Here is a 20,720-nt window from a genome sequence, read left to right as displayed (position 1 = left end):
CATGACCACCACCGCACCTGCCCCGCTCGACGTCGCCGGGCTGCTGCCCGACGGCACCCATCTCATCGCCGGCGAGTGGGTTCCCGCCCGCTCCAAGACCACCCTCGACGTCGTCAACCCCGCCACCGGCGCGCTGATCGCCCGCGTCCCGCGCGGCACCGCCGAGGACATCGACGACGCCGTACGCGCCGCCGAGCAGGCACTGCCCGCCTGGCGCGACGCCAGCCCCGCCACGCGCGGTGAAATCCTCTACCGCTGGGCCGAGTTGGTGCGTGAGCACGACGACGAGATCAACCGCCTGGAGGCCATCGAGGTCGGCCACCCCGTCGGCCCCTCCCCCATCGCCGCCCGGCTGACCTACCTCGCGGGCAAGGCCGACAAGGTCTTCGGCGACACCCTGCCCACCCGCTCCCCGGACGTCCTGGGCCTGACCCTGCGCGAGCCCTACGGCGTGGTCGGCGCGATCATCCCCTGGAACGCGCCGGGTCCGATGACCGTGTTCAACACCGCGGCCCCGATCGCCGCCGGCAACACGGTGGTGCTCAAGCCCGCCGAGGACGCCCCCCTCACCGCCCTCTACCTGTGCAAGCTCGCCCACGAGGCGGGCCTGCCGCCCGGCGTCCTGAACGTCGTCACCGGCTACGGCAACGAGGCCGGCGCCGCCCTTCCCGCGCACCCCGGCATCCGCAAGATGAGCTTCACCGGCTCCCCAGCCACCGGCACCGCCGTGATGGAGGCCTGCGCCCGCAACCTCATACCGCTGCAACTGGAGTTGGGCGGCAAGTCGCCGCAGATCGTGCTCCCGGACGCGGATCTGGGCAAGGCCGTACCGGCGATCGTCCGCAGCATCGTCATGAACAGCGGCCAGGTGTGCGCGGCCGGTTCCCGGGTCCTGGTGCACTCCTCGTTGCACGACCGGCTGGTCTCCGAGGTCGCGGACGCCTTCCGTGCCGTACGGGTCGGCCTGTGGGACCAGGCCGTCGACATGGGGCCCCTGATCAACGCCCGGCAGGAGAAGCGGGTGTTGGACTACCTCGCCATCGGCCGCGAGGAAGGCGCCGAAGTGGTCGTGGGCGGCGGCAAGTTGACCGGTGCGCCCTACGACGACGGCTACTTCGTCGAACCGACCCTCTTCGACCGGGTCACCCCCGGCATGCGCATCGCCCAGGAGGAGATCTTCGGCCCCGTGCTCTCCGTCGTCACCTACGAGGACGAGGAAGAGGCCGTCGCCATCGCCAACGGCACCCGCTACGGCCTCACCGCCACCGTCTGGACCCAGGACGTCGGCCGCGCGGTACGGCTGGCCCGCCGGGTGCAGGCCGGGCAGGTCGCCGTCAACACCCTCGGCGACGGCGGACCCGCCGGCGCGATCGGCGCCCCCTTCGGCGGCTACAAGCACAGCGGGTTCGGGCGCTCCATGGGCCCCGACTACCTGGAGGACTGGACCCAGGTGAAGTGCGTCGTCATCAACTCCGCCTGAGCGAAGACGAGTCGTACGGAATCCGAGAGGAATGCCACGCATCATGAACTCGCTGAATCCGCAACAGACCTTACGGATCAAGGGCGTCGAAGCCCGTACGCGGCCGGGCAAACGCGCCAGACTGGCGGCGGCGCTGGTTCTGGCGGCCGCCCTGTTCGTGGGCGAGTCCGCGGTGACGGGCGGGCAGAGCTTCGCGGCCACGCAGACGACCGCCACCGCGAACGCGGCGTCGTGTCCGTCGGTCACCGGCACCGTCTCGTCCACCCCGACCGCCGGCTGGCTCTCACAGCAGGCGTCGCAGTCCTTCGCCACCGAGCAGCTCGCCGCGTCACCGCGCGCGTCCCGCTGGGTACGGCTGCGGTTCCACGGACAGACGATGAGGGCCTGGGTGGACTATCCCGCCGGCCACAAGGACGCGCCGGTGGTACTGGTCCTGCACGAGGTGTTCGGACTGACCGACTCCACGCGCAACACCGCCGACCAGATCGCCGCGATGGGCTACATAGCCATCACGCCGGACATGATCTCGGGCCTCGGCCCCGACGGCGACGGCGACTCCCGCACCCTCACGGGCAGCGGCGGGCAGGCGTCGGACCTGGTCACGGCCGTCCCTGACGAGGAGGTCAGCGCTCGTATCGGTGCCTGGGTGAACTACGGCCGGCAGCTGCCCCGTTCCACCGGGCAGACCGACATCGTCGGGCTCTCCTGGGGCGGCGGCGCGGCGTTCCGGTACGCCGCGACCGGCACCCGGTCCGTCGACTCGGTGTTCGTGTTCTACGACGTCGGCCCGCCCGCCGTGACCCAGGGCTGCCACCGCACCGAAGGGCTGACGGACTACCCGGTCGACCGGATCGCCGTTCCCGTCCACGGCTTCTACGGCGAGACCGACACCCGGGTGATGACCAGTCTGCCGGCCACCACGGCGGCGATGTCGGCCGCGGGCAAGTACTACGAGCCGGTCGTCTACGCCGGTGCGGACCACGCCTTCATGCGGCTGGGAGCGAATCCGGCCGGCACGAACCCCGCCAACGCCACGGCGGAACAGGCCTCGCTGAAGCGCCTGAAGCAGCAGATACGGCAGTCCTTCGCCCACTGACGCGGAGACGCGCGGGGAGTTGAGGCGACCGCCACCACACGGCCTGGGGGTCAAGTACGTGGGCACAAGCCCCGACTTGACCCCCCAGGCCGCATTCATGCGGGCGCCTGACACGAGAGAGTGTCAGGCGCCCGAGGAGCGGATCGTCTCAGCCGGCGGTACCGGTACCGAGGTGTGCCTGGGCGAACGTCCAGAACCCGGTGCCGTTGTATCCGGTGTCGAACGGCTCCCCGAAGCCGTAGTCGTCACCGCTGCCGAAATAGGTGTTCTCCAGCCAGCTGAACCTGTCCCCCGTCTGGCCGCCGTAGGCCTGGGCCAGACGGTAGAGCGCGCCCTCGTACTCGCTGTTCGTGGCGTCCCCGTTGTCGAGTTCGGCCTGCGCGTCCGCGATCGCCCCGGCGAAGATGTCGTGGTAGGCCTGAGTGACCCACATCTCGCCGGCGGCCACGTCGGACCCGTCACCGGTGCCGGAGACCACGACCGTGTCGAGCGCGTCGCGCGCCTTCGTGACAGCGGCCGCCAGCCCGGACTTGGCGGCCGCGCCACGCGAGAAGCCGACGGTGACGCCGGGAGTGGCGAACCACTGGGTGGCGGACACGTTGTTCTCGCCCATCCACTGCATCGCCCGGAACGGCTGAGTGGGCCTGTTCCAGGGCTCCGAGTACTGCAACGTCAGGCGAGAGTCCGTGAACGCCGCCCCGTCGACCGACTCGGTCAGCTCGCCCGCCGCATCGACGCTGACGCCGAGGACCACGTTCTTGCTGGCCGCGCGCTCCAGGTGCCAGCCTTCGGCGTCCTTCCAGTACAGCACCATGTTCTGGCTCTGCGAGCGACCCAGGACATTCGCGTTCGGGAAGCTGAGCCCCGAAGGGTTCGGCTTGTCCGTGCTGCCGTCCCCCTTGCCCACGACGGTGAAGGTCGTGAGACTCGGCCCCTTGCTGATCTTGTTCGCGAAGGCCACGTCCTTGACGGTCGCGTCGATCGCGCTCACCTTCCCGCCCGTGAGGGTGAGTTGATAGCTGATCCCGCGCATCAGTGTCACGGCGTTGACGAAGTCGACGACCGCGGCCGAGTAGCTTTCGTTCGAACCCTGTAACAGCGCCTGGACGTTGTACGACCAGGTGCCGTCCGTGTTCTTCCACAGCCCGCTTCCGCCGTTGATGTCAAGGCGGTCCGCGCTGTAGTCGCCGTCGCTGTTCACGGTGGGCACCGGCACGTCGTTGACCTTCACCGCGCCCGCCGCGATCAGGGCCGCCACTCCCTGCGCGGCGTCACCGCCGGTGAACAGGCTGTTGTAGGACGCGGCGGTGATGCCGGTGATGCCGTCCGCGTCGATCGTCTCCGTCGTGGCCCGAGAAGCTCGGGAGGCCGCGAAGGCGGCCGACGGCAGTGAGGCGAAGGACACGGCGAGCGTCGAGATCAACGCGACGCCGACAAAGCCACGGTGCGATTTCTTCAGGTACATGAGGCTCCCAGTCCGGTGGCGCCGGGACCTTCCCGGCGCGAGTGGCACATGGTGGGTTTCCGCCCGGTGCTAGCCCCGGTGGCCGGTGGCCAGCGGGTCGCCGGCCTTGGCGACCACCTTCGCGATCCAGGCCATGGCCTCTGGCACGTCGTAGTTGCCGGAGTGCGGCTGGTTCCAGGCGAGCTGGTAGTCGACGTCCTTGACGTCCTTGTCCGCGGCCAGCGCCCGGTCGAGGTTGATCGAGACGATGAACGAGGTGTCACGGTCGCGGGTGCCGTTGCGCACGTACCAGTTCGGCGCGGTGTCGGCCTTCGTGCCGACGAACTCCATCGGGTTGATCAGGCGGAGCTGGTCGTTGACGGTCGTGGTCGACTTCTTGACGTACTGGGCCCAGGTGAGGCCGGTGTCGTCGAGGCCGCTGCCGTCGCCGGCCACGTCGTTGTGGTCCCAGCTGTACTCGGTGTAGTTCATGTACTTCTGGGTGTACGGGCCGAACAGGTTGGTCTCGGTCCCGCTGGTGGTGTTCCCGAAGACGCCCACGGCGTCGAACGCGGGCGTGGTCTTGAGCTTGGCCTGGGTCGCGACGAAGTCGAGGTACTTGTCCATGTCGATCGACAGCACCTTGTCGGTGGCGTTGTCGACGTCGATCCAGTCGTTGACGTACGAGGCCGTCGTCGTGGTGCCGCCGGGGCCCATGGGGCCGGACGTGACGACGAAGTTCTCGCCGAGCGCCGGGATGGTGTTGGCGGTGGACGCCTTCATGTAGGCCTCGGCGGAGCGCACGACCTCCTGCTTGATGGTCTTCAGCATGGTCGCGGCGGTGAGCCTGGTGCCGTCGGCGTTGCGCAGCCCGAGACTCTTCTCGTACGCCGGGAACTTGGCCGCGATCTCGGCGGCGGCGTCGGGCGAGGCGTTCGAGCCCGTCTCGTCGCGGGTGCCGAGGATGTTGTACAGCCACTCGTAGGCGATGTCCGCGTTGCCGAGGTCGGTGATCGGGCAGTACGCGTTGACGGCGAAGACGTCGTCGCGCAGGGTGCTGCGGCCCTTGGCGTCGATGCCCGCGGCGCCGATCTGCGCGAGGTAGGAGTCGTACGCGGAGCTGTTGCCGGAGGCGCCGAGGATCGAGGAGAGCGCGCCGCCGCCGCTGGTGCCGTTGACGACGATCCGCTCGGCGCTGCCGGGCATCGTACGGTCGTTGAGGCGCAGGTAGCGGACCGCGGCCTTGGCGTCCACGACCGCGGCCGGGGCCTTGCCGGGGGACGAACCGTCGGCGCCGACCAGGCCGCGGCTGCGGTTTGCTATGTCCGCGAAGACATAGCCGGCCTTCAGGGCCGCACCCACGTTGCTGGTCGAACTGTCGTAGGAGGCGCCGCTGGTCACACTCGCCTTGACGTAACTGGCGAACCAACCGCCGTTGTTCACCGCGAAGTAGAGGGGCGCCCGCTGGTTGTCGAAGGCGCTCTCGGGCACGAACACGTTCATGCTCTGGTAGCCGCACGCCGTGTTGGAGATCGTGGTGGTGCCACCGCCGAGGCTTGGCTGCTGCGCGGCCGCGGCCACGGGGTTCGCCACGTAGCAGATCTCCTTGTACCAGCGCACGTTCATCGGCTCGCCGTCGACGGTGACCGTGATCGTCGTGTAGGCGGACGGGTCGAAGGCCAGCGCCGCGTCCTGGGCGTCGGCGGTGTGGGCGGCGGGGGCCGCGAGCGCCGAGGCGGGCGCGGCGGCCAGCATGAGCGCGAGGGAGCCCGCGACGGCGACGCTTCTGGGGGATGCCGGGAACCACTGCATGGAAGACTCCTTTGTCGTAGCCACGGCCGGCTGGCACATCGGGCACGCGGCGTGGCGCACGCTAGCAGATTGTTGACAATATAATCAGCAATCATGTGCGCAACGATTGATGCCGAGCCACGGTCGCCTGTGAACCTCCTGGCGCATCACACAGGGGGCACGGCGCGTTGCTTTCCCGAAGGAGCCGTCGCGGCCGTCGTCACACCGACGCGCGGTCGACGATCCGGCCGCGCTCCGGTGCCAGGCCCTCCGTGTCGATGCCGAGCGCCTCCCGGGCGGCGATCCGTCCGAGGATCTCGGCGTCGATGTGCACGGTGGTGAGCGCCGGGGTGGACAGGGAGCCGTACTCGGTGTCGTCGAAACCGATCACCGCCACGTCCTCGGGCACCCGACGCCCGAGGTCACGTAGGGCCGTGAGGCAGCGGAGCGCGATGTCGTCGTCGAAGGCCGCCAGTGCGGTCACCTCCGGGTGCGCCGCCAGGAACGCCTCGACGGCGGCCGCACCGGCCTCCCGCGGCCGTGGCACGACGAAGGACTCCGGGCGCGCGATCCCCAGGCGCCGGGCGGCTTCACGGGCGAAGCCGAGCCGGGCGCCGGTCAGCGGGAACTCGTGGTCGGGCAGGGCCATCGCGATCCGTGTGTGCCCGCGTTCGGCGAGGAAGCCGATCTGGAGCGCGGCGTTGGCGGCGAAGCCGCTCTCCCAGTCCTGCTCGTCGGGCTCGGCCGGCTCGTGCCCGCGCATGTAGACCTCGCCGAGTGTGAGCATCGCCCGCGGCACGACGGCGTCGAGAATCCTCTGCGTGGCCCCGGGCTCCGCCTGCCCGTGCCGGACGAGGAGGACATGGTCGTGCGCGGCCAGTTCCTCGTCGAGGCCTCGGACGTAACTCCGGGAGAAGTTGCCCTCGATGCCCCGGTCGACAGTGAGCACGACGATGCGCGAGGAACCCTCCCGCAGAGCGCGGGCGATGCCGTGGGGGACGTACCCCAGTTCGTGGGCGGTCTCCGTGACCCGTTCCCGGGTGGCGGCGGAGATTGTCTGCCGTGGGTCGTCGTTCAGCACGAAGCTCACCGTCGCCCGTGACACACCGGACGCCTTCGCCACGTCGCTCAGTGTCACCCGGCCGGAACGGCCCATGGCGCCCCACTCCCTCTCCGCCGGCCCCGCGCTCCGCCGGCCGCCGCACCGGCCACCAGCCTACGGGACGAGATCGTCGCGGCCCCGGGCCCGAGGGGGATCACTCCCCTCCCGACGGGCCCGGGGCCGCTCGCCGTCAGGCGAAGACGATGGTGTGGTTGCCGTCGCGGATCACGCGGTCCTCGGCATGCCACAGGACGGCGCGCGAGAGCACCGCACGCTCCACGTCGGCGCCGCGGCGGGTGAGGTCGCTCGCGGTGTGGGCGTGGGTGACGCGGACGACGTCCTGTTCGATGATCGGCCCCTCGTCGAGCTTCTCGGTGACGTAGTGGGCGGTCGCGCCGACCAGTTTCACCCCGCGCTCCTTGGCCTTGGCGTACGGCCCGGCCCCGATGAAGGCGGGCAGGAAGGAGTGGTGGATGTTGATGATCGGGACACCCACCCGGTCGATGAAGTCCGCCGACAGGATCTGCATGTAGCGGGCCAGGACGACGAAGTCGACGTTGCCCTGGAGCAGTCGGAGGTGTTCCGCCTCCGCGGCGGACTTGTCGGTGCCCTGGCAGGGGACATGGAAGAAGGGAACGCCGAAAGCGCGGACGTCGTCGGCCACATCGGGATGGTTGGAGACCACCATGGCGACGGTGACGGGGAGTTGGCCCTGCCGGTGCCGCCAGAGCAGGTCGAGGAGGCAGTGGTCGGACCTGGACGCGAAGATCGCGAGCCGTTTGGGCGTGGAGAGGTCGCGGAGCGTGTAACGGAGACCGAATCCCTCGACCAGGTTCCGGTCCAGGTCGGACCGCAGGTCGGGCAGCGCGGCCCGGAGGTCGTCCATGCCGAACACGGTCCGCTGGAAGAACGCGCCGCCCTGCGGATTGTCCGAGTACTGGTCGAGGGACACGATGTTCGCGCCGTGGCCGCTGAGGACCGAGGCCACGGCGGCGACGATGCCGGTGGCGTCGGCGCCCTGCACGATGAGCGACGCCTGCGGTCCGGACGACCCGTCGCGGACGGCCCGTGCGGGGATGTCCTGGGCAAGGGTCATGCCAGGCTCTCCTTCCGGAAGCGGGCGGCCCAGTCGGAGGTGGCCTTGAGCCCGCCGAACGTGTAGAAGTGGATTTTCAACTCGCCGTGCCGGTCCGGGTCATGGGCCGCCGCGAGGGCGCGCAGGAAGCGGTCCGGCCCCGCCGTGCCCATGAGGTTGGTCAGGGAGAAGCCGTACTTCCTGACGACGGAGGCGCTGGTGCCGACGCCGAAGCGGGCCGCGTACGCCATCAGCCGGCGCACTCCGGCGGGGCCGGGCACACCGATCCGGATCGGCAGATCGACACCCCGGCGGCGGACCTCCTCCACCCACGCGAGCACCGGGTCGGCGTCGAAGCCGAACTGGGTGATGACACCGGCCTCCAGCGGCTGGGCGGCGAGCGCCGCGTACTTGTCCCGGAGCGCCGACCACAGGGTGGTGCCGTCGATCGCGGGGTGGCCCTCCGGGTAGCCGGCGATGCCGACATGGCGCACGCCGTAGTCCCTCAGCAGCCCCGTGTCGATCAGGGACAGCGCGTCCGCGTACGGGCCCTCGGGGTGTGCCGGGTCGCCTCCGACGAGGAACACGTTGTCGGCGGTCCCGTCGGCGTGCAGTCCGGCCAGGAACCGTGCGAAGTCGTCGCGGGATCCGAGCCGCCGGGCGGATATGTGCGGTACCGGCACGAAACCGAGCCGCTTGACCGCCCGGGCGGCGTCCAGGCGCAGCCGGAGGTCCTCGTTGCCGAGGAAGGTGACATGGATGCGGGTACCCCGCGGGATGGTGTCGCCGGCCTCCTCAAGCTGGGGAACGTCCTTCGCGGTCATCTCCAGGGAGTAGTCGTCCAGCAGTGAACTGCCGGTCGCTGTACGTACCGTGCTCGCGGGTCGCATCGTGGTGGCGTCTCTCGTTTCGTCTCTCGGCCGACCCGCGTCAGCGGTTGTGGCGGTACAGGGTGCGGGCGTGTTCGTTGAACGGGGACGGCTGGACCGTGGCGCGGATGCGGGGGAAGCCGAGGTCGGCCTCGGGGTCCGTGCCGTGGCCGGGGTGCTCGCCCCAGACGACGGTGACCTCGGTGCCCGGCGCGGTGTGGTCGGGGTCGATGAGGGTCTGTGCCAGGACCGTGCCGACGGGGTCGATCGACGCGCTCTGCATCGTCATGCCGACCAGGCCGCGCGCGCCCTCGACCCGGTGGCGGGCGTAGGTGAGGACGAAGCCCGGGTCCTCGCCTCCTCCGATGACGGACCGCACGTCGTCGGGGTTCAGGACGAGGGTGACCTTGCTGCGCAGCGGCGCGTCCTTCGCCTTCAGCAGGGCGTCGCGGCCCACGAAGTCGTGGCCGAAGTGGATCATCTTCCCGTAGCCGAGCTCGTACGGGTACAGGTAGTAGTCCTCGATGTCCTCCGAGAAGTAGCTGCCGTTCAGCGGGCGCTTGCCCTCGATACCGAACAGGGGCAGGTACCGGCGGTATTCCAGCAGTTCCGGGTCCGTGTAGACGGCGGGCACCGGCGAGGGGATCCAGCCGCTCTCGACGCTCGGGGTGGTGTAGGCGAGTGCGCCGACCTGGCGGAGGCCGAGCGGCTCGCCCGCCTTCAGGAACACGTCGTGCACGTACGAGGCGTGCTCCCAGGGTCCGAGGAACTCGAAGCCGGCCTGCGCGGCCATGCCGTGGCGCAGGGCACGGAAGGCCCGCCCGTCGAGGGTGACCGGCGTGGAGTGGAAGAACCTGGTCTGCGGCAGCGGACCGCCGAAGGCCCGTGCCACCAGCTCCGCGGCGAGCGGGCCCTGGATCTGGTAGCGGAAGAGCTTCGGGTCGCCGCCGCCCGGACGGAAGGCGGAGGAGGGATCGGTGACGAAGCCGACGTCGTAGCCGCCCTTCTCCGCGTGGTACTGCACCCAGTGCTGGGCGGCGGGTATGCCACTGAGCAGGTAGGTGTTCTCGGCCTGCCGCAACAGGATGCCGTCGGTGACGATGTGGCCGTGCCGGGTGACCGGGACGTACTGCTTGGCCTGTCCGACCGCGAACTTCTCGAAGTTGTTGACGCCGTGGTCGGCCAGCACCCGGGTGGCGTCCGGGCCCTCGATCCACAGGTCGTACATGTGGTGCGAGAGGTTGAGCAGCGCCACGCCCTCGTGCCACGCCGCCTGCTCCTGGCGCCAGCCGGTGTACTCGGGTTCGACGACCTCGGGGGTCCAGGGCTCGGCGTTCGGCCGCCAGAGCAGCCTGATCGGTGATCCGGCCTTGTCGATGGCGTTCTGGAGGGAGGGAGGGGTCATGTACGGCTCCTTCGCCGAGCGTTCGTCCCGTCGCACTTAATCGATTTAGCGCACGCTAGCAAAGCAGATCCGCTCCCACGAAGCACGCGGAACGGAATCTATGCGTGCGGACCGCGTACGCGGGCCGCCGTCCGTCGGCGTCCGTCGGCGTTCGAGACCGGACCGCAGAACGCCGACGGCCGGGCTACGCAGCTCGGCCGTCGGCGTCGGGCAAGGACGTTCGTGTGGATCAGAGCAGGCTGAGATGCCGCAGATCCGCCACGTACTTGGCGATCAGGTCGGCCGACAGACGAGGAATTCCCTCGGGGTCGACCCCGGCGTGGTGGACGGCTTCCTCGAAGCGGTCCGCGGGGACGAACGCCCCGGCGACGGGCTCTGCCGGCTGCCGGTAGGCATGCAGCAACGGCAGCACCGAGTGCCGGCGTCGTCGCTCGGGCAGCGCTTTCAGGGCCGTCTCGAAGCGGCTGAACCAGGTGTCGTAGTCGTCGATGCGGTGGATCTCGTGACCGGCCTCGATCAGCCAGTCCACGAAGGTGTCGAGCGAGACGCCGTCGTCGTGGGGATTGACGACGTTGTACGTCCGATGGCCGTCCGTGGTGTCCGCCCCCAGGGCGTTGACCGCCTGGGCGACGAAGTCGACGGGCAGGCCGTCGTAGTGGGCGGCCCGGCGCTCTGTCTCGTCGCCGCGGTAGAAGGAGCCCGGCGCGATGCCGGTGGTGACGAGGCTGAAGAGCAGGCGGGTGAACATGTCGGGCACGTTCAGCTGGCCGGTGTGGCGGCGGTGGGCGAGGATCATGTCCGCGCGCAGTGCCGTGACCGGCAGGCCGTACGTTTCGTGCGCCTCGCGGAGCAGGACCTCGCCCGCCCATTTGCTGGTCGCGTAGCCGTCGGCGTATCCGTCCGACAGGCTCCGTTCGGGGCTCACCGCGCGGATGTCGGTCTCCTCGCCGAGCCGTGACGGATCGAGCCCGCCCGCCACGCCGGCGGTGGAGAGATAGGTGAACGGCTTGATCCTCTCGGTCAGCGCCAGCCGGATCAGCTCGGCGGTTCCGGCGACGTTGGGCGCGAAGAGCTGGTCGTAGGGCAGGACGTGGTTGACCAGCGCGGCCGGATGGAAGACGAGGTCGACGTCCTCGGTGAGGTTCTTCCAGGTGTCGGGCGGCAGTCCGAGCCGCTCCTGGCCGATGTCGCCGGCGAGGACGTCGAGATGACGGGCGGCCAGAGCCTGGTAGCGGCGCAGCAGTTCGGCGTCACCGCTGTCGAATGCGGCGTCGAGCCGCTGCTGGGCGTCGGCGTCGTCACGGCCGCGCACGAGGCAGATCAGTCTGCCGCCGGTGACGGCGACGCGTTCCAGCCAGTCGAGGCACATGAACCGGCCGAGGTAGCCGTTCGCACCGGTCAGCAGCACGGTGAGCGGCCCCGCCGGGGGCTGGGAGCGGGTCAGTCGGCGAGCCCTGTCGAGGGTCTCGGGGTCGATGAACTTCTCCAGCGTCAGATCCGCGGCGCGTGCCACGGTGGCACCTGACCCGTGTACGGAGGCGCACGACGGGGACCGTGCGCCGAGATCACGTGCCGCCTCGATGTGCTCGGCGATCGCCTTGAGGTTGTTCCCCGGGCTCAGCAGGACGCCGACCGGGACCTCGACCTCGAAGACGTCCTGGAGCAGGTGGGAGAACGACAGCGCCGACAGGGAGTCGACGCCGAGGTCCGTGAAGCGCGCGCCGGCGCGCAGGTCGTCGGCCGAGCAGCCCAGCAGGGCACTGGCGCCACGTCGGATCGCCTCGAACACGGGCTGGCCGGGGCCCGCGTCGCGCAACGCCTGAAGCGCCTCCTGCCGGCCGTCTGCCGCCTGCTCGTAGAGGGCTTCCAGCCGGTCGCCGTAACGGGCCTTGAGCTCCGGGCGCAGGTTCTTGCGCAGGCCCGACAGCAGACCGTTGTCCACCGTGAACGGATCTGTCTCGACGAGGAAGTCACGGGGAACCTCGTAGGGCTCGAGCTCCGCCTGCCGGGCGGACCGCTGGAGTGCCTCGCCGAGTACCCGCTTCAGCTCGCCCGGGTCCCCGGCCTGCCGCACCGCCTCCTCGGAGGGCACGACCACGGCGAGGAGGTGGGCTCGCTCGCTGTTGCCGTAGACGTAGATCTGACGGATGTGCGCACTGGTGACGTAGACGCTCTCCAGGCGCGAGATCGCGACGAACTCGCCCTGGGCCAGCTTGAGTACGTTGTTGCGGCGGTCGACGTAGACGAGCTGGTCGGGCCCGGTCTCGGCCATGATGTCGCCGGTCCGGTAGAAGCCGTCCGCGTCGAATACGGCGGCGGTCGTCTCGGGTCGCTTGTAGTACCCGGGGGTGATGTCCTGTGTCTTGAGCAGCAGTTCGCCTCGCGGGTACGGCCGGTCGGTGCCGAAGTAGCCGAGTTCGGGCACGTCGACCAGCTTGTAGTCGAGCACCGGCGGACGCTGGACGCGCGAGTCGAGCGTGATCGCGCCGGTCTCGGTCGCTCCGTATCCGTCGTGCGCGGTCACCTGGAGGCAGGAGTCGACGAACTGCCTCAGCTCCGGCGCGAGGGGCGCGCTGCCGCACATCACCTCCCGCACCCGGCCGCCGAAGACCCGCTCGCGCAGATCCGCCTTCACCGCGGACTCGGCGGCCCCGGCGTTCTCGAACTCGCCGACCCGCCTGGCCGACTCGCTCCGGAACTCCTGGTAGAGCATGTCGCAGATACGCGGTACCAGCATCAGCTGGGTGGGCCGGGAGAGCGCCATGTCCTCGAACAGGGTCGAGACATCGCTCTCGGCGGTGAAGTACGCGGTGCCGCCCCGGCCCAGGGTGGAGTAGACGGAGTGGCGGCCCGCCATGTGGCTCATGGGCAGGTAGTTGAGGGTGACGGGCGAGGACGTCTCGTCCGTGAACGGCCAGCCCGACCAGTGCCGCTTCAGCATCCGCTGGGTGTAGACGGCGCCCTTCGGCGCCCCTGTGCTGCCGGAGGTGTAGATCAGCAGGGCCGCGGAGTCGTCCTCCACGTCCGCGGGCCGGTGCAGCGCAGGGGACACGACGGTGCCGCCGCGCTCGATGACCGCGGCGAGGGTGTCGACGGCGGTGTGGCCCGCGTCCGCGAGCCGTGCGCGGGCGGCTTCGAGACGCTCCCGCTCGTCGTCGGACCCGGGGTGGTGGTCGAACACGACGAGCCGTGGCGCGACTTCACTGGAACGCACCAACTCCACGGCCTTGTCCAGGACTTCGGCACTGGCCGCGATGACGCGTGGCTCCGTCTCCGCGACGATGGGCCGCAGCCGGGCGACCGCGGCGCTCGACTGCAACGGCACCGCGACCGCGCCCAGCCGGAGACAGGCGAGGTCGAGCACCACGTAGTCGATGCTGCTGAACCCATAGGTGACGACGAAGTCCCCTGCCCTGACCGGGCCCTGGGCGTCGGCCGCCCATTCGGCCGCGACCGCGCCCGCCCGGTCCCACAGTTCGGCGTAGGTGACGGTGCTGAACCGGGGCAACAGCCGCACCGACGTGCGGCCGGTCTCCGTGTCGGTGACCGTCGCCCTGATCCGCTCTCCGAGAGCGGGCCGCTCGGCGTAGCCCGCCATGGCGGCCGCCACGCTGTACGCCAGACCGTCGACGGAGTCCCGCAGGCCCGAACGGACCCACTCCAACGACGCTTCTCCGTGGGCCTGTCCGTACTTCTCAGGTGTCGAGGACACCAGTCTCACCGGCTTTCCGTTACTTGTTCCGTCACAGGGGTGGGGGATGCGGGGCCCGGCCGAAACAGCGGTGGCGGCCCGGGGCATCCCTGTCTGCGGTGAGCGTGCGCACGCAGGTGGCGCGGAGCGATGGCTCACCGCTGGGAACACAAGTCGGCGGCGACTCACACGAGTTGCCGCCCTACCTGTGCGCTTGGGTCATCGCCGGGAGGGGCCGGTGCGCGAGCACGGGAACGCGCCGCGTGGGGCTCTCTCCGCGAGCTGCGCGCGGGCGTGGGCATCACGCCGGAAACCCTGAGCCGCGTGGGCGGTAGGGGGCGCGGCGTGATTCCGCTTCCTCATGACTGTGCCCGTGGGGGGTGTTGACACAGTGCCTCCTGGATCGGATCTCTCCGTGTGCAGATCCACGATTCCATGTTCCGTTACGAGACTGTCAAGTAAAGCAATGCCAAGTTATCCTGCTGCGATGCGAGAGGTGTCCGAAAACGACGGAGCACAGGACGCGGCGACCAAGGGGCCCGGCAGACCACGGGACCCCTCCGTGGAGACGGCGATCCTGCGTGCGACCATCGAGCGGTTCGTGTCCGACGGATACTCCCGTATGACGATCGGCGACATCGCCTCCGATGCCGGTGTCACCAGGCCGACCGTCTACCGGCGTTGGGCGAACAAGCACGATCTGGTGGTGGACGCGCTCGACTTCAACTTCCAGGAGGAGCGCGCGCGACGACCACTCCCACCGCTCGGGGAACTGCCTCCCGCCGAAGCCCTGCGGCAGGCTTTGCGCCATGCCGCGCCGCTCGGCTCCAACGGCCGGGACATGAGCGTGGTCGGCAACGTTCTGGCCGAAGCGGCACACACACCGGGCCTGATGGACCTCGTGCGGCGGCACGGTGTGGCGCCTCGCGTCCAGCCGCTCATCGACACGCTGAGGCGACTGTCGGGAGAAGGCGTCCTGCACCGGGACAGCGACGTGCATGTGGTCGCCGACATGATGGTCGGCACCTTCTACGCCGCCTACCTGCGCGCCGGTGACCAGGACACGGGGCTGCCGGACAAGGTGGTCGACACCATCTGGCCCCTCATCGCCGCTCGACCGACGAGTGCGCGACCCGGTCTCCGGCGGACCCTGGACGCGGCGAGCCCGGACGACGACACCGCCTCGTGACCCATGAGCCCTTGTGGCAGGGGCTGCCGGACGGGGCGACCACTCGGCCGCCGGGCCGTTCGTTCGTGAGCTGTCGCGGCCCGGGACGGGCGGTGTTCGCGGATCAGGTGCCCTCAGGAGGAGCCCTGAGGCGCACGGGTCGTACCCCGCAGGACCAGGCGAGGGGCGACGACGGCTTCACGTCCGTCCTCCGCCGCCTCGCCTTCCAGTCGCGCGACGGCACGGCGCACGGCGAGCCGGGCCAGCTCGACGACCTGCTGTCCGACCGTGGTGAGATCGACGTGGGCGAGCCGGGCGAGGTGGCTGTCGTCGAAGCCCACCACCGAGATCTCCTCGGGCACCGGGATCCGGGCGCGGAGCAGGGTGTCGAGGACGCCGATCGCGCAGTGGTCGTTGAAGGCGAGCACCGCTGTGGGGTGCGGGGCCCGGTCCAGCAACGCGCGGGCGGCAGCGGCACCCTGATCCTCCGTCAGCCCGCCGGGCACCACCCGCGCGAAGTCCGCGAGACCGTGATGCCTCATGGCCGCCCTGTAGCCGCGGCGGCGGTCCGCCGCGCCCGGCGCCCTGCCCCCGTCGATGTGGACGATGTCCTGGTGGCCCAGCGCCACGAGGTGGTCGACCGCCTGGTGGGCTCCCTCGTCGTCGGCCGCGCGGACCACGTCGACGCCGTCGACGAGCGGGCGCAGTCGACGGGCCATGGAGACCACGGGCAGCTGGGCGGCGAGTTCCGTCAGTCGTTTCACCGAAGCGTGGGGGCTGAGCAGGATCAGCGCCTCGCAGCGGTCGGCGAGCAGTGACTCCACGGCGTGCTGCTCGCCGCGGCTCGGGGCCACGGCGCTGAGGGCGAGCTGATACCCCGCGGACTCGGCCGCCGTGTAGAGGGCTTCGACCAGGTCGGCGTGGAAAGGCTGCTGGAGGTCGAACTGCACCCCCAGCAGATGCGAGCGGTTGCTCCGCAGCAGCCGCGCCCTGCTGTCGGGCCGGTAGCCGATCTCCCGTGCGGCATCGAGCACCCGCTCACGGGTGGCCGCTCCGGCCCCCTTGGCACCCCGCATCACGATGGAGGCGAGTGCGACGGACACTCCCGCGCGCGCCGCGAGATCGTTGAGCGTCGGCCGCTTTCCGCCGGGGACCGCAGGGGTCGATGGCACCGTCGGCCTTCCTGATCGAGGGACTGCTTCAGGGCGATCGTAGACGCAGTCGAGCCGACGACGCACTGGTCAGCACGACTGCAACGTTCTAGCTCAAATGTCCGCACAAACCCTTGACAGCTCACTCGACGACTGGCGTACTGCTCTCGTTCGCTTAGAACGTTCTAGTCCTGGAGCTGCGATGTACACGTTGGCGGTCTGTGCCGAGATGGTCTTCCGCGACCTGCCGATCGACGAGCGGGCCCGTCGCATCCACGAGGCCGGCTTCCAGGTGGAGATCTGGGACTGGACCCGGCACGACCTGGACGCCCTGGCGCGGACGCCCGCCGAGTTCTCCTCCATGACGGGCTACATCCGCGGCACCCTCACCGACCCGGACGGCGCGGCCGAACTGCTGCGCACCGCCGAGGAGTCGGTCAAGGCCGCCGAGCACCTGGGCTGCCCCCGACTCAACCTGCACGGCACCGGTCTGGACGGCGAGGGACTGCCCGTGGTCCCGGTGCCCGGCGCGGCCACCGGCGAGATGTGGATCGCCGCCCACCGCACGCTCGACCGGCTGGCCGAGCTGGGCGAGAGCACGGGCGTCACCTTCACCCTGGAGAACCTCAACACCGCCGTCGACCACCCCGGCGTCCCCTTCGCCACGGCCGCCGACACCCTCGCCCTGGTCGCCGCGGTCGACCGGCCGGGGCTCCGTATGAACCTGGACCTGTACCACGCCCAGATCGGCGAGGGGAACCTCATCGAGCTGGTCCGCCGGGCGCACGGTGCGGGCCTGATCGGCGAGATCCAGGTGGCCGACGTGCCCGGCCGCTGCGAGCCCGGCACCGGAGAGATCAACTACCCGGCCGTCGCCCGCGCCCTCGCGGACCTCGGTTACGAGGGCACGGTCGCCATGGAGGCGTGGGCCTCCGGCGACAGTCACGCCGCCCTCGAGCGGTTCCGCACCGCTTTCACCCCCTGACTCCCCCACCCCCACCCGAGGAGTCACCCCGCTCCCCCACTCACGGCCCGATGCGGTCCTTCGGCCGTGCGCGTCACCCCTTTTCCGCAAGTCAGCACAGTGAGGTGCCGAAATGAACCGCTCCCTCTCCCCCCGTTCCCGCAGACTCACCATGGCGGTGGCCGTCGCCACCAGCGCGGCCCTGGCCCTCGCCGGCTGCTCCAGCGCCTCGGGAGGCAAGAAGTCCGAGGAGAGCGTCGGCGGCGTCTCGGCGGGCAAGGCCACCACTCCCCGGATGACGATCGCGATGATCACTCACGCGGTCCCCGGTGACACCTTCTGGGACACCATCCGCAAGGGCGCCCAGGCGGCGGCCGCCAAGGACAACGTCAAGCTGATCTACTCGTCCGACCCCGCCGGCGGCAACCAGGCGAACCTGGTGCAGAACGCGATCGACCAGAAGGTCGACGGCATCGCGGTCACCCTGGCCAAGCCCGACGCCATGAAGAGCGTCATGGCCAAGGCGAAGCAGGCCGGCATCCCTGTCGTCGGCTTCAACTCGGGAGTCAACGACTGGGAGAAGCAGGGACTCCTGGAGTACTTCGGCCAGGACGAGACCGTGGCCGGTGAGGCGGTCGGCAAGAAGCTCAACGAACTGGGCGCCAAGAACGTCGTCTGCGGCATCCAGGAACAGGGCCAGGTCGCACTGGAGGCACGCTGCGCCGGCGTGAAGAAGACCTTCACCGGCAAGTTCCAGACCCTGTTCGTGAACGGCGCCGACATGCCGTCCCTGAAGTCCACGATCACCGCCAAGCTCTCCCAGGACAAGACCATCGACGAAGTGGTCATGCTCGGCGCCCCGTTCGCGCTGACGGCGGCGCAGGCGGTCACCGACGCGGGCAGCAAGGCGAAGGTCGCCACCTTCGACCTCAACAAGGACCTCGTCAAGGCCGTCCAGAACGGCAGCATCCAGTTCGCCGTCGACCAGCAGCCCTATCTGCAGGGGTACCTGGCGGTCGACTCGCTCTGGCTCTACAAGAACAACGGGAACTACAGCGGCGGCGGTGTGGCGCCGGTGCTGACCGGCCCGGCCTTCGTCGACAAGAGCAACGTCGACACCGTGGCCACCTTCGCGGCGAAGGGCACCCGCTGACCACCGATCGGACTCCCTGCCGGATCTGGAGGGGTCCGGCAGGGCCCGGTGGTGTCGCCCATCCACAGAGAGCCCGCGACACGTAGAAACCCCCGCGCAGAGATCCCCACACGCAGAAGCCCCACACGTAGAAGCCCCACACGTACAGACCCCCCACTTCCCTCACGAGCAAGGATCCCCATGGCTCACCACGACTCTCTCGGAGTCGCCGTCATCGGCGCCGGACGCATGGGCGCCGACCACATACGCCGGATCACCGAGGTGACCAGCGGCGCCCATGTGGCCGCCGTGGTCGACGTCGACACCGACCGCGCCAAGGCGCTCGCCGCCGGTGTCGGGGGGTGCGACGCGTTCGACGACGTGGCCGAGGCGCTGGCCTCGCCCGAGGTGGACGCGGTCCTGCTCGCCTCCCCGGGCATCGCCCACGAGGCGGCCCTGCTCACCGCGTTCGACCACGACCTGCCCGTCCTGTGCGAGAAGCCGCTCACCCCGGACGCCGCCTCCGCGCTGCGCGTGCTGGAGGCCGAACAGCGGCTCGGCCACCGCCGGGTACAGGTGGGCTTCATGCGCCGCTACGACCGCGAGTACGTCAGGCTGAAGGCCCTGCTGGACAGCGGAGAACTGGGCCGGACGCTGATGCTGCACAACCGGCACCGCAACCCCTCCTGCCCGCCGGAGTTCACCAGCGCCATGCTGATCAACGACTCCGTGACCCACGAGATGGACATCACCCGCTGGCTGCTGGGCCAGGAGATCACCGCGGTCACGGTGATGCGGCCGAAGCCGTCCGGCACCGCTCCCGAGGGACTGGCCGACCCGCAGTTCGTCGTCTTCGAGACCGACGGCGGCGCCCTGGTCGACGTGGAGATCTACGTCAACGCCCGCTACGGCTACCAGGTCCAGGCCGAGGCGGTCTGCGAGTACGGCAGCGCCCGGATCGGCGACCGGCACGAGATGCTCGTCAACCGCGAGGGCCGCTGGGGCGGCTCGGTCACCCCCGGCTTCGTCGAGCGGTTCGACGAGGCGTACGACCGCGAGGTGCAGGCCTGGGTCGACGCCACCCGGCGCGGTGAGGTCACCGGCCCCGGCGTCTGGGACGGCTACGCCGTGGCCGCGGTCTGCGAGGCGGGCGTGCGCTCCCTCACCGAGGGACGCCGGGTCGAGGTGGAGCTCGTCGACCGCCCCGCCCTCTACAGCTGACCTCTGCCGTTACAGCTGGCCTCTGCCGTCGCGCACCACCGGAGACAGGAAACCTCATGAAGATCGGTCTCAACACCGACAGCGTCGGGCAGCTCACGCTCGACGAGACCCTCGACCTGGCCGCCGAACTCGGCCTGGACCACGTGGAGTTCGCCACCGGCGCCTGGTCCGCCTCGCCGCATGTCGACATCGACCGGCTCCTCGACAGCGAGGGCGCGCGCCGCGAGCTGCTCGCCAAGGTCACCGACCGGGGTCTGACGATCAGCGCCCTCACCTGCTCGGGCAATCCCCTGCATCCCGGGCCCAGCGGCCGTGACCACGACCAGGTGGCGCGCCGGACGATCGCTCTCGCGCCGCTCCTCGGTGTGGAGCGCGTGGTCATGATGTCCGGCCTCCCGGGCGGCCCCGGCGACGCCAACCCGAACTGGATCACCGTCTCCTGGCCGCCGGAGACCACGCAGATCCTCGACTGGCAGTGGAGCGAGGTCATCCTGCCGTACTGGCACGACCTCGTCGCGCACGCCGCTGACCGGGGCGTGGCCAAGCTGGCTCTGGAGATGCACGCCCAGCAGGCGGTCTACAACGTCCCCACGCTGCTGCGGCTACGCGACGAGGTCGGCCCGGTGGTCGGTGCCAACTTCGATCCCAGTCACCTGATGTGGATGGGCGCCGACCCGATCGCCGCCATCGAGGCCCTCGGCGAGGCGATCTACCACGTGCACGCCAAGGACACGCGGCTGGAGTCCGCCCGCCAGGCACTGACGAGCAGGCTGGAGACGCTGCCGGTCATGGCCGCCAAGGAACGCTCCTGGAACTACGTCACCCTCGGCTACGGCCACGACGAGGCGTTCTGGCGAGCCTTCTGCCTGGCCCTGCGCCGCGTCGGCTACGACGACGTGCTGAGCATCGAGCACGAGGACGTGCTCATGGCCCCGGTCGAGGGGGTGGCCAAGTCCGTCGACCTCCTGCGGCGCGTCGCCCCGCGCGACCCCAGCTCGTACAAGCCCCCGGCGATCTGAGAGCAGCCGTACGGGTTCACCGACGGGACCACCCCGCCGCCGACCGGACGCGGACGGCCGGAGGCGGAACCAGGCGACCAGGACGAGGGGGTACACGAGGTAGCCGAAGCGG

The 20,720-nt window shown here is 70.2% G+C and carries 15 protein-coding genes; 7 read left to right on the top strand and 8 right to left on the bottom strand.

Annotated elements, in window-relative coordinates:
• Position 1 precedes the first annotated feature (1 nt).
• Positions 2-1,480, top strand: a complete 1,479-nt coding sequence (locus ACFY1L_RS21765; RefSeq protein ID WP_388826501.1) for an aldehyde dehydrogenase family protein — start codon at positions 2-4, stop codon at positions 1,478-1,480.
• Between the two features lie 43 nt (positions 1,481-1,523).
• Entirely contained in the window at positions 1,524-2,576 is a 1,053-nt protein-coding gene (locus tag ACFY1L_RS21760) for a dienelactone hydrolase family protein (protein ID WP_388826498.1), read from the top strand.
• 148 nt (positions 2,577-2,724) lie between these two features.
• On the opposite strand, the gene ACFY1L_RS21755 is transcribed toward ACFY1L_RS21760, so the two are convergent.
• From ACFY1L_RS21755 to car, 7 genes are all read right to left on the bottom strand, one after another.
• The gene (locus tag ACFY1L_RS21755; protein WP_388826496.1) at positions 2,725-4,041 is read right to left on the bottom strand and encodes a hypothetical protein; all 1,317 of its coding nucleotides are present in this window, start codon (positions 4,039-4,041) and stop codon (positions 2,725-2,727) included.
• Positions 4,042-4,110: 69 nt separating this feature from the next.
• On the bottom strand, positions 4,111-5,832 hold the full coding sequence (locus ACFY1L_RS21750) for a subtype B tannase (protein ID WP_388826493.1): 1,722 nt from the start codon (positions 5,830-5,832) through the stop codon (positions 4,111-4,113).
• A 199-nt stretch (positions 5,833-6,031) separates the two neighbouring features.
• The gene (locus tag ACFY1L_RS21745) at positions 6,032-6,967 is read right to left on the bottom strand and encodes a LacI family DNA-binding transcriptional regulator (protein WP_388826490.1); all 936 of its coding nucleotides are present in this window, start codon (positions 6,965-6,967) and stop codon (positions 6,032-6,034) included.
• Positions 6,968-7,103: 136 nt separating this feature from the next.
• Positions 7,104-8,009 (bottom strand): formyltetrahydrofolate deformylase, encoded by a 906-nt coding sequence (gene purU, locus ACFY1L_RS21740; RefSeq protein ID WP_388826487.1) that lies wholly within the window; start codon positions 8,007-8,009, stop codon positions 7,104-7,106.
• Positions 8,006-8,878 carry a methylenetetrahydrofolate reductase gene (locus ACFY1L_RS21735; RefSeq protein ID WP_388826484.1) on the bottom strand — a complete coding sequence of 291 codons (873 nt, stop codon included), beginning with the start codon at positions 8,876-8,878 and terminating at the stop codon, positions 8,006-8,008. Before ACFY1L_RS21735 ends, purU begins: the two co-directional genes overlap by 4 nt.
• A 40-nt stretch (positions 8,879-8,918) precedes the next feature.
• On the bottom strand, positions 8,919-10,262 hold the full coding sequence (locus tag ACFY1L_RS21730; RefSeq protein WP_388826481.1) for an aminomethyl transferase family protein: 1,344 nt from the start codon (positions 10,260-10,262) through the stop codon (positions 8,919-8,921).
• Positions 10,263-10,491: 229 nt separating this feature from the next.
• Positions 10,492-13,974 (bottom strand): carboxylic acid reductase, encoded by a 3,483-nt coding sequence (gene car / locus ACFY1L_RS21725; protein ID WP_388826478.1) that lies wholly within the window; start codon positions 13,972-13,974, stop codon positions 10,492-10,494.
• A gap of 466 nt (positions 13,975-14,440) precedes the next feature.
• Here car and ACFY1L_RS21720 point away from each other — a divergent pair, with 466 nt between their 5' ends.
• Positions 14,441-15,142, top strand: coding sequence for a TetR/AcrR family transcriptional regulator (locus ACFY1L_RS21720; protein ID WP_388826475.1), 702 nt, complete (start codon positions 14,441-14,443; stop codon positions 15,140-15,142).
• A 113-nt stretch (positions 15,143-15,255) separates the two neighbouring features.
• Here ACFY1L_RS21720 and ACFY1L_RS21715 read toward each other — a convergent pair whose 3' ends face one another.
• On the bottom strand, positions 15,256-16,293 hold the full coding sequence (locus ACFY1L_RS21715; protein WP_388826472.1) for a LacI family DNA-binding transcriptional regulator: 1,038 nt from the start codon (positions 16,291-16,293) through the stop codon (positions 15,256-15,258).
• Positions 16,294-16,474: 181 nt separating this feature from the next.
• On the opposite strand from ACFY1L_RS21715, the gene ACFY1L_RS21710 reads away from it, so the two are divergent.
• The 4 genes from ACFY1L_RS21710 (at position 16,475) to ACFY1L_RS21695 (ending at position 20,608) form a co-directional block, all read left to right on the top strand.
• Entirely contained in the window at positions 16,475-17,257 is a 783-nt protein-coding gene (locus tag ACFY1L_RS21710; RefSeq protein WP_388826469.1) for a TIM barrel protein, read from the top strand.
• Positions 17,258-17,369: 112 nt separating this feature from the next.
• Positions 17,370-18,389, top strand: a complete 1,020-nt coding sequence (locus ACFY1L_RS21705; RefSeq protein ID WP_388826466.1) for a sugar ABC transporter substrate-binding protein — start codon at positions 17,370-17,372, stop codon at positions 18,387-18,389.
• Positions 18,390-18,569: 180 nt separating this feature from the next.
• Positions 18,570-19,589, top strand: a complete 1,020-nt coding sequence (locus tag ACFY1L_RS21700; RefSeq protein ID WP_388826463.1) for a Gfo/Idh/MocA family protein — start codon at positions 18,570-18,572, stop codon at positions 19,587-19,589.
• Between the two features lie 56 nt (positions 19,590-19,645).
• Positions 19,646-20,608, top strand: a complete 963-nt coding sequence (locus tag ACFY1L_RS21695; protein WP_388826460.1) for a sugar phosphate isomerase/epimerase family protein — start codon at positions 19,646-19,648, stop codon at positions 20,606-20,608.
• The last annotated feature ends 112 nt before the right edge of the window (positions 20,609-20,720 follow it).

Source organism: Streptomyces sp. NPDC001663 (assembly GCF_042893105.1).
Classification (GTDB): Bacteria; Actinomycetota; Actinomycetes; order Streptomycetales; family Streptomycetaceae; genus Streptomyces.
This window is presented reverse-complemented; position numbering and strand designations above follow the sequence as displayed.